Genomic DNA, 15,654 nt, shown 5'->3' with positions numbered 1-15,654 from the left:
TTATTCAGAAATAACTGTATTTTTGCTTTTTCGTAAAATTTTAAGATAATGAGTAATTCTCTTGAAAATCAAGAAGTAGTAAAAAAAGTATTTACAGCATATTTAGAAGAAAACAAGCACAGAAAAACACCTGAACGCTACGCTATTCTTCAAGAAATATATGACGCCGACGAACATTTTGATATAGAATCTCTCTATATTAAGATGAAAAACAAGAACTATAGAGTTAGTAGAGCCACACTTTACAACACTATAGAAATTCTGTTAAGTTGCGGTTTGGTAAGAAAACACCAATTCGATGGGCAATCTATGGCCCGTTATGAAAAAAGTTATTTCGACAAAAATCACGATCATGTTATTTTTACAGATACAGGTGATGTAAAAGAATTTTGTGACCCAAGAATTCAAATTATCAAAAAAACCATAGAAGATATTTTTGATATTGATATTCAAAATCACTCACTTTACTTTTACGGTACAAAAAAGAAAAAATCTTAATTAACAACAATACACAACACAAACAACAAATTACACAACTAATGGCTGTAGATTTATTACTAGGACTACAATGGGGAGATGAAGGAAAAGGAAAAATCGTAGATGTTTTAACAACAAACTATGATATTATTGCTCGTTTTCAAGGAGGCCCAAACGCAGGACACACTTTAATTTTTGATGGACACAAACACGTTTTACATACAATTCCTTCAGGAATTTTTCATAAAACTGCATTAAATGTAGTTGGTAATGGTGTTGTAATAGATCCTGTAATTTTTAAAAAAGAACTAGAAAATTTAGATAAGCATAACATAGATTATACTTCTAAATTATTAATTTCTAGAAAAGCACACTTAATTTTACCAACACATAGATTGTTAGATGCTGCATCAGAAACATCTAAAGGTAAAGCTAAAATTGGTTCTACTTTAAAAGGAATTGGCCCAACTTATATGGACAAGACTGGTAGAAACGGAATGCGTGTTGGTGATTTAGAATTAGACAACTGGAAAGAAAAATACGATGCTTTAACAGAAAAGCATATCAAAATGTTAGAATTCTTTGATGTTCAGATAGAATATGATTTAAAAGAATTAGAAGCAGAATTCATCAAAGGAATCGATAAATTAAAAACATTAGCTTTTATTGATAGCGAAGAGTTTTTAAACCAAGCTATTAAAGATAAAAAGACAATTTTAGCAGAAGGTGCTCAAGGATCTTTATTAGATATCGATTTTGGTACATATCCTTTTGTAACATCATCTAACACAACTGCCGCCGGTGCTTGTACAGGTTTAGGTGTTGCACCAAATAGAATTGGTGAAGTTTTCGGAATTTTTAAAGCGTACACTACTCGTGTTGGTTCAGGACCTTTCCCTACAGAACTTTTTGATAAAGATGGTGAAGAAATGGCTAGAGTTGGTCATGAATTTGGTGCTACAACTGGTAGACCAAGAAGATGTGGCTGGTTAGATTTAGTTGCTTTAAAATATGCTGTAGATGTAAACGGTGTTACACAATTAATGATGATGAAAGGAGATGTTCTTTCTGGTTTTGATACTTTAAAAGTTTGTACATCTTACAATTATAAAGGTGAAGAAATTTCTCACTTACCATATAACATCGAACCAGAAAATGTTTCTGTAAATTATTCTGAATTTAAAGGTTGGGATGAAGATTTAACAAAAATGACTTCTGCAGATCAGTTACCAAAAAACTTAATGGATTATGTTGCTTTTATTGAAAAAGAAACTGGTGTACCTGTTAAGATTGTTTCTGTTGGTCCAGACAGAAAACAAACTATTAAGAGATAGTTATTTTCTAAAACTATATAATTTAAGCATCTTTTATTAATTTAAAAGGTGCTTTTTTGATTTTTTAAATCTGTTTAAATGCCTTAATTATTTTCACTTTTCTTTAGTAATCAACTACTATCTTTTCAGTATTTTTGCCTAAAACAGTAACTTTTGAAAAAAACACTATTATTTACTTTTCTTTTAATTAGTTTTTTAGGTTTCTCACAATCAAAAAAAATGATTTATTCTGCAGAACAACAATATGTAGATGAAAGCAAATATCCTGGAGCAACCGTATTAATTGGTAATGTAAAAATGACGCATGAAGGCGCGATTCTTACATGTAAACAAGCTTTGTTTTATCAAAAAGAAAACTTTTTTAAAGCATTAGAAAATGTAACTATTAAACAAGGTGATACGATTACGCAAACTAGTGATTATCTAGATTATGATGCTAATTCTAAACAAGCTTTGTCTTGGGGAAATGTAGTTTTAAAAGATCCGGAAATGACTTTAACTACAGATACTTTGCAGTTTGATAGATTAAATCAGAAATTGTATTACCGAAGTTATGCTACTATAAAAGACCAAACAAATACCTTAAATAGTAAAAACGGAAACTATTATTTAGAAACTAAAAAGTTTACTGCAACTACAAGAGTTACCGTTGTAAACCCAGAGCATAACCTAGAATCTAATCATTTAGATTATTATACAAACTCGGGTTTAACCTATTTATATGGTCCTTCAACAATTACAAATACTCAAAATGAAAACAAAATTTATTGTGAAAGAGGTTTTTACAATACAAAAACAGATATTTCTTATTTTGTAAAAAATGCTAAACTATTTTTGAAAGAAAGAACTGTAGAAGGCGATAGTTTGTATTATGATAAAAAACAAGGTTTTGCTTCTGCTACAAACAATATTCAGGTAATAGATACTGTTAAAAACTTTGTTACTCGTGGTAATTATGCCGAAATTTTTGAAAAAAAAGATTCACTTTTTATCATTGAAAAAGCTGTGGCAATTTCTATTGTAGACAAAGATTCTACATTTATTCATGGTGATACACTTTTGATAACTGGTGCTCCAGAAAAAAGAATTGTAAGAACTTATCATGATGTCAAAATTTTCAAATCAGATTTACAAGGTAAATGCGATTCTATACATACAGATCAAAAAACAGGTGTTACAAAAATGTTTAGAAACCCTGTGTTATGGTCTGATGGCAACCAAATAACAGGTGACACTATTCACTTAATATCTAATGTAGAAACTGAAAAATTAGATTCTTTAAAGGTATTAAATAACGCTTTTATAGTTTCTAAAGATTCTCTTTCTATAGATGAATACAACCAAATAAAAGGAAGAAACATGTTTGGTAAATTCAAAGAAAATAAACTTAAATTATTGTTGGTAAAAGGAAATGCCGAGTCTGTGTATTATAACAGAAACGAAGAAACTGGTGTTATAGAAACAATTACCAAAGAAATATCTAGTAATATTGAGTTTACTTTAGATAACGGGCAAATTGCTACAATTAAATATTTAAAAAAATCAGAAGGAAAAACATATCCTCCTTCCCTATTTCCATCAGAAGATAAAAAATTACAAGGATTTATTTGGCGAGAAAGCGAGCAACCAAAAACAAAACAAGATATTTTTAAAGATGATAAAAATCAAAAGTTACCTGTAAAAAGTGATAAAGATTTTATAAAACCTTTAATTATGAACGATTCTAAAAATAACACAAGAGAAAGTACTTCTAAAAATAAGTAAATGAAAGAAGATTTCTTTAAATATCAAGCGCAAACATCTCCTCACCCATTTGCTCTAGAAATATCACATGCAAAAGGAAGTTATATTTTTGATACAGATCAAAAAAAATTTTTAGATTTTGTTGCTGGTGTTTCTGCAAATAGCTTAGGCCACAATCATCCGAAGGTTACAAATGCTATTAAAAGTCAATTAGACGCATATTCTCATGTTATGGTTTATGGTGAGTTTGTACAAAAACCGCAGGTAGATTTATGTAAAATCTTGGTAAAAAATTCTCCGGAAAAATTAAATTCAGTTTATCTTACAAATTCTGGCACAGAAGCTACAGAAGGTGCTTTAAAATTAGCAAAGAGAGTTACAAATAGATCTGAAATTATAGCCGCAAAGAAGTCTTATCATGGCAATACTATGGGAGCAATGAGTGTTTCTGGAGTTGAAGAACAAATTCAGGCTTTTAGACCTTTAATTCCTGGTTCTAAATTTATTGAATTTAATAATGAGTACGATTTAGACAAAATTACATCCAAAACAGCTGCTGTAATTTTAGAAACAATACAAGGTGGCGCTGGTTTTATTGCACCAACAAACAATTATTTAGCTAAAGTAAAATCGAAATGTGAAAAAGTAGGTGCACTTTTAATTTTAGATGAAATACAAACAGGAATAGGTAGAACAGGAACCTTTTGGGGCTTCGAAAACTACAATATAATTCCAGATATTATTATCACAGGTAAAGGTTTGGGTGGCGGAATGCCAATAGGTGCTTTTATTGCTGATTTTAAGCATATGGAGCTTTTAAAAGAAAATCCAAAACTTGGTCATATTTCTACTTTTGCAGGAAACCCTGTTATAGCAGCTGCGGGTTATGCCACAGTGACAGAGATTTTAAATGAAAATTTACTTGAAGAAAGTTTACGTAAAGAAGATTTAATTAGAAAGCATTTAAAACATCCAGCTATAAAAGAAATTAGAGGAAAAGGTTTAATGCTTGCTGTAATTTTAGAAAATCCTGATATTACAGCTAAAGTAGTTTTTGATTGTTTAGATAAAGGACTTATTCTTTTCTTTTTACTTTTTGAAAATTGTGCACTTCGTGTTACTCCTCCTTTAAATATTTCTGATGAAGAAATTATTTTAGGTTGCAACATAATTTTAGATAGTTTAAACAATAACTCCAAATAACTTATTACCAAATATTTATTTAAGAAAATCAGTTATTTCAACTTTTAAAAACTATAAAAAATCTCTTAATTTTCTTAAATTCAGTTAAATAGCGTTAATAAAATCATAAACTAGTACTTTGTGTGAAACCTTTTTAGGTTAGTGTAGTCTTTACAGTATAACATTAATCTCAAACAGACTTATTATGAAAAATTTTAAAACAATTATCGCAGTATTAGCAATTAGTTTATCAACAGTATTTACAGCCACTGCAACAGATCCAGTATTAAAAAAGACCAAAGAAAATTCTAATTTAAGAACAGAAATGTCTTCTTATTTAGGAAATAAGATTCCTGTTGTTTTAAAACAAACTACCTCTGCAGAAGTATCTTTTATAATTAACAATAAAAACGAAATAGTTGTTCTGTCTGTAGATTCTAAAGTATCAGAATTAAATACCTACTTAAAAAGTAAATTTAATTACAAGAAAGTTAATTTAAAAGGAATTAAAAAAGGTGAAATTTATTTGATGCCTTTAAAATTCGAAATAAAATAATACAACTTGGTTGGTTAGTTGGTGCTCATTTAAAATTTATTTTTACTTGAGCATTTTTTTTGATAAAAACTGAAAGAGCAACTCAAAAAAATTGAATTGCTCTTAATAATCAACCATTAACAAAATTAAATAGTAGATATATTTTTTCAGTTATCTAGTTACTGTTCCAGATAAATTTACAACAGGGCCTGCTCCCATTGTTAAAACTGTATGATCTTTTGCGGTACTTGGCACTAAATGCGCTAATGGTTTTAATGTAAATGGAGCTGAACTATTGTCTGGACTTGGCTCTATCGATATTACAATCGTTGCTCCTTTTAAATCTGTAGGAAAATCTACACCAGCTGCAGAACCCATTACATAATCTTCTCCAGGATATCCAGGACCATTATTTAAAGTTCCTTTAAAAGGAGATGTTGCAGCGTTATCATCGGCTCCTGAACCCGTTAAAAATGTTCCGGTACTAACAGGTGTGCCATTTATTACTACCCAACCTTCATATTTCCATCCATCTGTTAAAGCAGGTAAACCTAAACCAGCTGTAACTGTTGGAGCATCTGAATTGTCTAAAAACCAAACTCCGCTTGCTTCATTTGTATCATCGTCATCTGTTGGAGTAGCTAAAATATATTTTCCGTAAGATTCTCCTAAAGTTTTTAAATCTCCAGAAGCATCAACTACAATATTATCTGAATTTACACTTGCGGAATTTCCAGAAAAATCACCAGCTAAAATTTTAGTTGCTGCAGGTGCTGGGTCAGAATCTACTGCTGGCTCAATAGATAGCACAAACTTAGTAGCGTCTTGCAAATCTGCAAGGTCTACAGTGTAACTCTGCGGAAAATTAACACTAGTAAATGTACCTGTACTAACCGGAGATCCGTTTACAATTAACCAACCTTCATATACAAAATCTGCACCTAATTCTTCTAATCCTGATAAATTTACCGTTAAATTACCTGTAGTTGGTTCATTTTCATTGTCGCTACATGCAACAAATAGTGTTGTTAAAGCAAAAATAATTGCTAAGTTTAAAACTTTTTTCATCTTATTAAATGTTTATTGTTAATGTTAATGACAAAGTTAAAAGCCAAAGAAATATTTAAATGTTAGCTAGCGAACACTTAAGCAGTTTTTTGTAAAATTCTAAGTTCTTTTCTATTAAAGTTTATAATATTTTCTTCTTTAAGTTCATTCATTAAAACATTTAAATTAGATCTAGATGTACCAATTAAAGATGCAATATCTTTTTGGGTATACGGATGAACTATTATTTTATCTCCTGTAGATTCGCAATCGTAGCCATATTCTTCACAAAGTTCTTTTGTGAATTCTAAAAAACGAGTTCTGGTATCCTTAAATAAAATTAATTGTAATCTTCTTTCTAACTTTTTAAATCTAAGTCCTAAGAATTTATAAATTTTTAAACTAAATGTTTTATTATCACGCATTAAATCATGCATTGTTTCTACACTTATTGGGCAAATAGACGTTTTCATATCTATAGATTGCGCAAATTCATTTCTTTTTTCTTCTCCCAAAATAGCCTTTTCGCCAAATAGCTCTCCTTTTGTTAAAATTGCATTGATAATTTCTTCACCAGCTTCTGTGTAATAACCTATTTTAACTTTTCCTTTTTCAATTAGAAAAACTTTATTTGCTGCATCTTCTGTAAAATAGATATAATCACTTTTTTGATAAGTATCAAAACGGTGGCATTTTTTGTAGTCTTTAAATTTATGTGGACATAAAAGATGAAACAAATTAACGTGATCAAAAAACCATATATTTTTCATAAGGGTAGTGTTTTAGACAATTATTATAAAAGTCTTAAAACAGCTTATATACTTACAAAAAGCATGAATTAATCGTTAATTTTTAATAATAAGTTAGGGTTTGGGCAGTTCTCTTTATAAAAATCTAAATCTTTACTAGAAGAAACACCTGGATAATCACCTTTATTACCTTGTAAATCTTTTATAATTTGAAAATGCAAATGTGGTGCATAATCTCCGTTTACTGAAGCATCTCCTAATTCTGCAATTACTTCTCCTTCATTAAATTTATCACCAACTTTTAAATTTTGAATCGAATTTTCAGATAAATGTCCATATAAAGTATAAAAGTTATAATCTGCGATTTTATGTTCTAAAATAATTGTTGGTCCGTAATCACCGTGATTTTTATTAAAATTAAAACTATGTACTTTTCCTTTTAAAACGGCCAATACTTTGGTTTTTTCTTTACACCACAAATCAATACCTAAGTGTATATTTCTTTTATCTTCTTCACTTAAATTTTTAAAATACGCACTTCTGTCATATAAATTTCTTTTTTCTAAATAACCACCATAAGCTACATGCTTATTTTCTTTTTTTAAAAAAGCTTCAATATAATTTTCCCAATCTTTCGAAGAAGAAACATCAAAACTTAATAAGTCTTTATTTGTATTAGAAATGTTTATTGGTACATAACTAGATAGATGTATTTTTTTATCTATAGCTAATAAAGGCGTTTCTGATATATTCTTTAAAAAAGATTCAAAAGGATTTAATTTCATAAATTAAAAGTAAAAAAAAACTCTCGAAATTCATCGAGAGTTTTATATTAAATTGACTTAAATATTAAGCATTTTCTTTTTTTATTAAGTTTAAAGCAGAACCTTCATTATACCAATCTATTTGACTTTGGTTATAAGTATGGTTTACAATAATAGTATCTTTAGATCCATCTGCATGTACTAATTCTATAGTTAAAGGTTTGTCTGGTGCAAACTCATTTAAATCTAAGAAATTAAATGTATCATCTTCTTGAATTAAATCATAATCTGCTTCGTTTGCAAAGGTTAAACCTAACATTCCTTGTTTTTTAAGGTTTGTTTCGTGAATTCTTGCAAAAGATTTTACAATTACAGCAACTACACCCAAATGTCTAGGTTCCATTGCAGCATGCTCTCTAGAAGATCCTTCACCATAGTTATGATCTCCTACAACCACTGTCTTAATTCCTGCTGCTTTATACGCTCTGGCTGTATCTGGCACTCCTCCAAATTCTCCTGTAATTTGATTTTTAACAAAATTTGTTTTTTTACCAAACGCATTTACTGCACCAATTAAACAATTGTTAGAAATATTGTCTAGATGTCCTCTAAAACGTAACCAAGGCCCTGCCATAGAAATATGGTCTGTTGTACATTTTCCGAAAGCTTTAATTAATAATTTTGCCCCAGAAATATCATTTCCAATTGGCGTGAATGGCTCTAATAACTGTAATCTTTCAGAATCTTCATTTACAGCAATTTTAACGTGACTTCCATCTTCTTCAGGCGCTAGATAACCATCATCTTTAACTTCAAAACCTTTTGGAGGCAATTCCCATCCTGTAGGTTCATCTAACATTACTTCTTCTCCGTTTTCGTTAATTAATTTATCTGTAATAGGATTAAAATCTAAACGACCAGCAATAGTTACAGCTGCAACCATTTCTGGTGAAGCAACAAATGCATGTGTATTTGGGTTACCATCTGCACGTTTTGCAAAGTTTCTATTAAAGGAATGAATTATTGAGTTTTTAGGAGCATTTTTTGGATCTTCATAACGTGCCCATTGCCCTATACAAGGTCCACAGGCATTTGTGAAAATCTTAGCATCTAATTTTTCAAAGATTCCTAAAATACCATCTCTATCTGCAGTATATCTAACTTTTTCAGAACCAGGATTTATTCCAAAATCTGCTTTCGTTTTTAACCCTTTGTCGATAGCTTGTTGTGCTATTGAAGAAGCTCTTGATAAATCTTCATAAGAAGAGTTTGTACAAGACCCAATCAATCCCCATTCTACTTTTAAAGGCCAATCGTTAGCGTTAGCTGCTTCTGTCATATCAGCACCAGCTTTTGTAGATAAATCTGGAGTAAAAGGACCATTTAATAACGGACTTAGTTCTGATAAATTAATTTCTATTACTTGATCGAAATATTGCTCTGGATTCGCATATACTTCTTTATCTCCTGTTAAATAATCTTTAACTTCATTTGCAGCATCAGCTACATCTCCTCTGTCTGTAGCACGTAAATAACGTTCCATAGATTCATCATAACCAAATGTAGAAGTTGTAGCTCCTATTTCTGCTCCCATGTTACAAATTGTACCTTTACCTGTACAAGACATCGAAGTAGCACCTTCTCCAAAATATTCTACAATAGCGCCAGTACCTCCTTTAGCAGAAACAATACCAGCAACTTTTAAAATAACATCTTTTGGCGCTGTCCAACCAGATAATTTACCTGTTAATTTTACACCAATTAATTTCGGAAACTTTAACTCCCAAGGCATACCTGCCATAACATCTACTGCATCTGCACCACCAACTCCAATGGCAACCATACCTAATCCTCCAGCGTTAACTGTGTGAGAATCCGTACCAATCATCATTCCTCCTGGAAATGCATAATTTTCTAAGACTACTTGGTGTATTATTCCTGCACCTGGTTTCCAAAAACCTAAACCATATTTATTAGAAACAGATTCTAAAAAATTAAATACTTCATTACTTGTATTTAATGCATTTTGCAAATCTGAACTTGCGCCATTTTTAGCTTGAATTAAGTGATCGCAATGGGTAGTAGTTGGTACTGCTACTTTAGATTTACCAGCTTGCATAAATTGTAACAATGCCATTTGTGCTGTTGCATCTTGCAAAGCAATTCTATCTGGAGCAAAATCTACATAGTCTTTTCCTCTTACAAACGCCTTATCAGAATTACTATCCCATAAGTGAGAATATAAAATCTTTTCTGCCAAGGTTAGTGGTTTTCCTGTAAGTTCACGAGCAGCATCAACACGTTCAACAACGGTTGAATACACTTTTTTAATCATATCAATATCAAATGCCATAAGAATTATAAATAATTTAAAGGTTTTTGTTATAAGTTTTACTAATTCACAAGGTACAAAATTTATAATTATTTGATAAATGATTTATTTATTAATAAAGATTTAAAACTTATACCTAAATAGAAAAATTTGATACTCACTTTAGATGTAAACAAAAAAATCCTGAGTTTAAAACTCAGGATTTTCTATTTATATAGATTTTTAATTATCTAACTAATTGTTTTTGTGAAGGCTTAAATTTAGTTAAAACAATACCGTCAACAGCAGCTTCATATTCTGCCATAGTTGGTGTTCTTCCTAAAATTGTTGATAAAACAACTACTGGTGTTGATGATAATAAAGACTCACCTTTTTTCTCTCCAGAATCTTTTACAACTCTTCCTTGAAACAAACGTGTAGATGTTGCCATTACAGTATCTCCTGGTTCTGCTTTTTCTTGGTTACCCATACAAAGATTACAACCTGGACGTTCTAAGTATAGCATGTTTTCGTACTTTGTACGTGCCAATCCTTTTGGTGCGCTATCATCAAATTCAAATCCTGAGTATTTTTGTAATACTTCCCAATCTCCTTCTTCTTTAAGCTCATCTACAATATTATATGTTGGTGGTGCTACAACCAAAGGTGCTTTAAATTCTACTTTACCATGTTGAGCTTCGACATTTTTAAGCATTTGAGCTAAAATTTTCATGTCTCCTTTGTGAACCATACATGATCCTACGAAACCTAAATCTACTTTTTTAGTTCCTCCGTAATATGATAATGGTCTGATGTTATCGTGTGTATAACGTTTTGATACGTCATCATTGTTTACGTCTGGATCTGCTATCATAGGTTCTGCAATTTCATCCAAATCAATAATAACTTCTGCATGATAAACAGCATCTGCATCTGGTCTTAAAGAAGGCTTAATACCTGTTTTAAGCTCAGTGATTCTAGTTTCTGCTTTTTCTACAAGACCTTTCAGCACTTGCTTATCATTATCCATTCCTTTATCAATCATAATCTGAATACGACCTTTAGCAATTTCTAATGACTCTATTAAAGTATCATCTTCTGAAATACAGATAGATGCTTTAGCTTTCATTTCTGCTGTCCAATCTGTAAATGTAAATGCTTCATCTGCCGTTAAAGTACCAATATGTACCTCGATTACACGACCTTGAAAAACATTTTCACCTCCAAATTGTTTTAACATTTGTTGCTGTGTTGCGTGTACAACATCACGAAAATCCATATAAGATTTCATTTGTCCTTTAAAGGTTACTTTAACTGACTCTGGAATTGGCATTGATGCCTCACCTGTTGCTAATGCTAAAGCTACAGTTCCTGAATCTGCACCAAAAGCAACACCTTTAGACATACGTGTGTGCGAATCTCCACCAATAATGATGTCCCAATCACCAACAGTAATATCGTTCAATACTTTATGAATAACATCCGTCATTGGGAAATATTTTCCTTTAGGATCACGACCAGTAATTAAACCAAAATCGTTCATAAAGCTCATTAATCTCGGTATGTTAGCTTTAGATTTATCATCCCAAACTGATGCTGTATGACAACCAGATTGGTAAGCACCATCAACAATTGGAGAGATAACTGTTGCAGCCATCATTTCTAATTCTTGAGACGTCATTAAACCTGTAGTATCTTGCGAACCTACAATGTTTACCTCTGCACGAACATAAGAACCTGCGTGTAATGTAGCTCCTGATGTACCTACTGCATTTTTATTAAATATTTTCTCAACAGCTGTTAAACCTTGACCTTCTATAGATACTTCTTTTGAAGGTGCATATACTTGTGGCACTTCAATTCCTAAAGTTTTACAAGCAAATGTTTGTAATTTTTTACCGAAAACAACAGCGTAAGAACCACCTGCTTTCATAAACTCCATCTTTTGCGGAGTAAAAGCTGCAGAAATATCTTTTAATTCTGTTTTACCGTGGTATAATTTTTTTTCTTTTGTATTAATCGTTAAAACAGTACCTGTTTCTACCGAATACATTTGTTTTAAAACTGGTTCTCCATCTTCATCTACAATAGTATTACCTTCTTCATCTTTTTGAATAACCCAATTTTTAAGATCTAAACCGATACCTCCTGTTACGCCAACTGTTGTTAAAAAAATCGGAGCAATACCGTTTGTACCAGCAATTACTGGTGCAATGTTTATAAAAGGCACATATGGACTTGAAGGAATACCTGTCCATAATGCAACGTTATTTACACCAGACATTCTAGAAGATCCAACTCCCATAGTTCCTTTTTCTGCAATTAACATTACACGTTTATCAGGATGTTGTTCCTTTAAAGCTAATAATTCATTTTGCATGTCTTTGTTATGTTCAAACATACATTGCCCATGTAACTCACGATCAGAACGTGAATGTGCATCACCTCCCGGAGATAATAAATCTGTAGATATATCACCTACACCAGCGATATAAGTAACCACCTCTATTTCTTCTTCTATTTCTGGCAGCTTTGTAAAGAACTCTGCTTGGGCATAACTTTCAATAATATCTTTAGCGATAGAACTTCCGTTATTAAAAGCTTCTTCTAAACGATCTGTGTCTGCTTCATATAAAAATACTTGAGTTTTTAAAACTTTTGCAGCTTTACTCGCTATTACTTCGTCATCTCCTAAAGCTAAATCAAGTAATACTTTAACCGATGGTCCACCTTTCATGTGCGATAATTGCTCGAAAGCGAAATCTGTAGAAATTTCTGGAACAATAGATTCACCTAAAATAATCTCTTTTAAAAACTTAGCTTTTACAACGGCTGCACTTGTTGTACCCGGTAAAACGTTATAGATAAAAAAGTTTAGAGATTGTTCTCTATACTCATTTTCTGTATCTTTAATTTGCTCAATAATTGCGCTTAATAAATCTGCACTATCAATTGGTTGTGGATGAAGTCCTTTCGTTTTTCGTTCTTCAATCTGTTTTAGGTAATCTTTATAAATACTCATGAAAGAAATCTTTTATTACTGTAAGTCTTTTGTTAAAAATTTGAAAGAATTAAGTTTTAAACTCTTTAAAATTTATTCTCGCAAACTTACATTTTTTATATTAATTTTAAAAGATAAATAACCGATTGCAATAATTAATAAATAAAAAAAGGCAAATTTCTAAATAGCTGAATATTATTCAATAAAAAAGAAGATAATCTATTTTTTATTAAGAATATCGTAATCAATTAAAAAAAAGCAGGCTAATAAGCCGAATTCTGTTCCTTATAAATAAGGCTCTTATCATTTATCTAGTTCTAAAATTACTCTTAGAATCAATCTGTCTACCCTTTAGAATCGAGCGAGTAGCTCTCAAGTTCTAATATACATGACATTGCACCTCATAGAGTTTACCTGGTTTCACTACAGCCGAACTGTACTTGCTTTCTGTTGCACTTGTCCTCAACTTACGCTGGACGGATGTTATCCGCTATGATACTCTTTGGTGTCCGGACTTTCCTTCTTAATTAAATTAAGACGATAAGATAAGCCTGCTTTAAATTATATTGTACGATTTCTATTTGATAAAAAAAACCCACTCAATAAATTGAGTGGGAAAAATTGCTATGAAAAAGAAAAAGTGTTGTTGGCGAACCAACAACACTGCAAATATATATTAAATCTAGTAAAAAAAGTATTCTTTTTATTTAATATTCATTTTTTTACTGATTTTTTTAACATATGTCTACGAAAACATATCTTTAACTTTCTCAAAAAATGATTTATCAGATTTATTTGGCGCAGGAACAAAGTTGTCATCGTTCATCATTTTATCGAAAAACTGCTTTTGTTCTTTGTTTAATTCTTGCGGTGTCCAGACATTAATATGGATTAAAAAATCTCCTGTGCCGTATCTTTCGATACTTGGTAAACCTTTTCCTTTTAATCTTAAAATTTTTCCAGACTGTGTACCTGCATCAATTTTAATTTTTACTTTACCAGTTACAGTTTCTACCTCTTTACTAGTACCTAAAACTGCTTCAGAAAAGTTTACATACAAATCGTAATGAATATTTGTTCCTTCTCTTTTTAAAGAATCATGTTGTATTTCTTCAATTAAAACTAATAAATCTCCTGCGATAGAATTTTTACCAGGAGCCTCGTTACCTTTACCTCCTACTTTTAATTGAACTCCTTCTGTTACACCAGCTGGTATGTTTATAGAAACTGTTTCTTCTGCAACAATTAAACCTTGCGCATCTGCTCCGTTTGGTTTGCTACTAATAATTTCTCCTGCACCAGAACAAGTACCACAAGTAGTTGCAGTTTGCATTCTACCCAATATTGTGTTCGTAACACGCATTTGTTGCCCAGAACCACTACAAGTTGTACAAGTTTTGTACTTAACACCGTCTGCTTGAACTTTACGTTTTACTTTTACTTTTTTCTCTACTCCTTTTGCAATTTCTTCTAAAGTTAGTTTTACACGAATTCTCATGTTACTTCCTTTAACTCTAGCTTGACGTTGACCACCGCCACCGCCGAAACCACCACCAAAGCCGCCGCCGAAACCGCCACCGCCAAAGATGTCTCCGAATTGGCTAAATATGTCATCCATATTCATACCACCGCCACCAAAACCGCCTCCGCCTTGAGGACCATCAAAAGCAGCATGACCGTATTGATCGTATCTTGCTTTTTTGTTTTCGTCGCTTAAAACTTCATAAGCTTCTGCTGCTTTTTTAAAGTTTTCTTCTGCGGTTTTATCATCTGGGTTTTTATCTGGATGATATTTTATAGCCATTTTTCTATAAGCCTTCTTAATTTCTGCCTGAGTTGCAGATTTAGAAATACCTAAAATTTCGTAAAAATCTTGTTTTGCCATTTTTATTTCAATTATCAATTAACAGTAATCAATGATCAATGGTAATTGTGCATTGTTAATTGTAATTATTTACTGTCCGATTACCACTTTTGGGTATCGAATAATTTTATCTCCTAATTTGTATCCTTTTTCTACACAATCAATTACTTTACCTTTTAAATCTTCTGATGGAGCAGGTATTTGAGTAATTGCTTCATGAATTTCAGCATCAAAAGTATCGCCAGCTTTTGTTTCTACTTTTGATAAACCTTTTTGCTCTAAAGTGTTGTAGAATTTTTGATAAATTAACAACACACCTTTTCTTAATTCTTCTGCTTCTTTATCCTCTTCAATATGTGTCAGTGCTCGCTCAAAATCATCAATAATTGGCAGTAAAGATGTCATTAATTCTTGTCCTGCAGTTTTAAATAACTCTATTCTTTCTCTCGATGTTCTTTTTTTGTAGTTTTCAAACTCTGCAAATAAGCGTAAAAACTTATCTTTTTCAGCTTGAATTAACTCTTCTGCTGTAGGCTCTTCTTTAGCCACATCTGCTTCAATCTCTTGATTTTCTTCAACTTGAGAAGTACTTTGCTCGTTTTTAAGTTCTTCTTCCTTTATATTTTCTTTCTTACTCATTTCTTTGT

12 protein-coding genes and 1 other RNA gene are annotated in these 15,654 nt (G+C 31.2%); 5 read left to right on the top strand and 8 right to left on the bottom strand.

The features are described from left to right. The first annotated feature begins 48 nt into the window (after nt 1–48). The 5 genes from BXQ17_RS02295 to BXQ17_RS02275 all read left to right on the top strand — a co-directional run bounded on the left by BXQ17_RS02295 (nt 49) and on the right by BXQ17_RS02275 (nt 5,292). On the top strand, nt 49–498 hold the full coding sequence (locus tag BXQ17_RS02295; protein ID WP_077809077.1) for a Fur family transcriptional regulator: 450 nt from the start codon (nt 49–51) through the stop codon (nt 496–498). Between the two features lie 41 nt (nt 499–539). Next, complete coding sequence (locus BXQ17_RS02290) at nt 540–1,811, top strand: adenylosuccinate synthase (RefSeq protein ID WP_077809076.1); 1,272 nt, start codon at nt 540–542, stop codon at nt 1,809–1,811. Between the two features lie 153 nt (nt 1,812–1,964). Then, complete coding sequence (locus BXQ17_RS02285) at nt 1,965–3,575, top strand: OstA-like protein (RefSeq protein ID WP_254712399.1); 1,611 nt, start codon at nt 1,965–1,967, stop codon at nt 3,573–3,575. Continuing rightward, the gene (locus tag BXQ17_RS02280) at nt 3,576–4,757 is read left to right on the top strand and encodes an aspartate aminotransferase family protein (protein ID WP_077809075.1); all 1,182 of its coding nucleotides are present in this window, start codon (nt 3,576–3,578) and stop codon (nt 4,755–4,757) included. Nucleotides 4,758–4,941: 184 nt separating this feature from the next. Continuing rightward, nucleotides 4,942–5,292, top strand: coding sequence for a hypothetical protein (locus BXQ17_RS02275; RefSeq protein ID WP_077809074.1), 351 nt, complete (start codon nt 4,942–4,944; stop codon nt 5,290–5,292). A gap of 150 nt (nt 5,293–5,442) precedes the next feature. On the opposite strand, the gene BXQ17_RS02270 is transcribed toward BXQ17_RS02275, so the two are convergent. From BXQ17_RS02270 to BXQ17_RS02235, 8 genes are all read right to left on the bottom strand, one after another. Further along, nucleotides 5,443–6,339, bottom strand: coding sequence for an anti-sigma factor (locus BXQ17_RS02270; protein WP_077809073.1), 897 nt, complete (start codon nt 6,337–6,339; stop codon nt 5,443–5,445). 77 nt (nt 6,340–6,416) lie between these two features. Continuing rightward, nucleotides 6,417–7,088, bottom strand: a complete 672-nt coding sequence (locus BXQ17_RS02265; protein ID WP_077809072.1) for a Crp/Fnr family transcriptional regulator — start codon at nt 7,086–7,088, stop codon at nt 6,417–6,419. A gap of 68 nt (nt 7,089–7,156) precedes the next feature. Then, nucleotides 7,157–7,852 (bottom strand): peptidoglycan DD-metalloendopeptidase family protein, encoded by a 696-nt coding sequence (locus BXQ17_RS02260; RefSeq protein WP_077809071.1) that lies wholly within the window; start codon nt 7,850–7,852, stop codon nt 7,157–7,159. Between the two features lie 64 nt (nt 7,853–7,916). Then, nucleotides 7,917–10,184 carry an aconitate hydratase gene (locus BXQ17_RS02255; protein WP_077809070.1) on the bottom strand — a complete coding sequence of 756 codons (2,268 nt, stop codon included), beginning with the start codon at nt 10,182–10,184 and terminating at the stop codon, nt 7,917–7,919. 205 nt (nt 10,185–10,389) lie between these two features. Then, complete coding sequence (locus BXQ17_RS02250) at nt 10,390–13,164, bottom strand: bifunctional aconitate hydratase 2/2-methylisocitrate dehydratase (RefSeq protein WP_077809069.1); 2,775 nt, start codon at nt 13,162–13,164, stop codon at nt 10,390–10,392. Nucleotides 13,165–13,394: 230 nt separating this feature from the next. Continuing rightward, an RNA gene (gene rnpB / locus BXQ17_RS02245) (RNase P RNA component class A) lies at nt 13,395–13,701 on the bottom strand. A 187-nt stretch (nt 13,702–13,888) separates the two neighbouring features. Beyond that, nucleotides 13,889–15,028, bottom strand: coding sequence for a molecular chaperone DnaJ (gene dnaJ, locus BXQ17_RS02240; protein WP_077809068.1), 1,140 nt, complete (start codon nt 15,026–15,028; stop codon nt 13,889–13,891). 69 nt (nt 15,029–15,097) lie between these two features. Further along, nucleotides 15,098–15,646, bottom strand: coding sequence for a nucleotide exchange factor GrpE (locus tag BXQ17_RS02235; protein WP_077811333.1), 549 nt, complete (start codon nt 15,644–15,646; stop codon nt 15,098–15,100). Nucleotides 15,647–15,654 lie beyond the last annotated feature (8 nt).

It is taken from the genome of Polaribacter sp. BM10, assembly GCF_002005425.1.
GTDB classification, from domain to species: domain Bacteria; phylum Bacteroidota; class Bacteroidia; order Flavobacteriales; family Flavobacteriaceae; genus Polaribacter; species Polaribacter marinaquae.
This window is presented reverse-complemented; position numbering and strand designations above follow the sequence as displayed.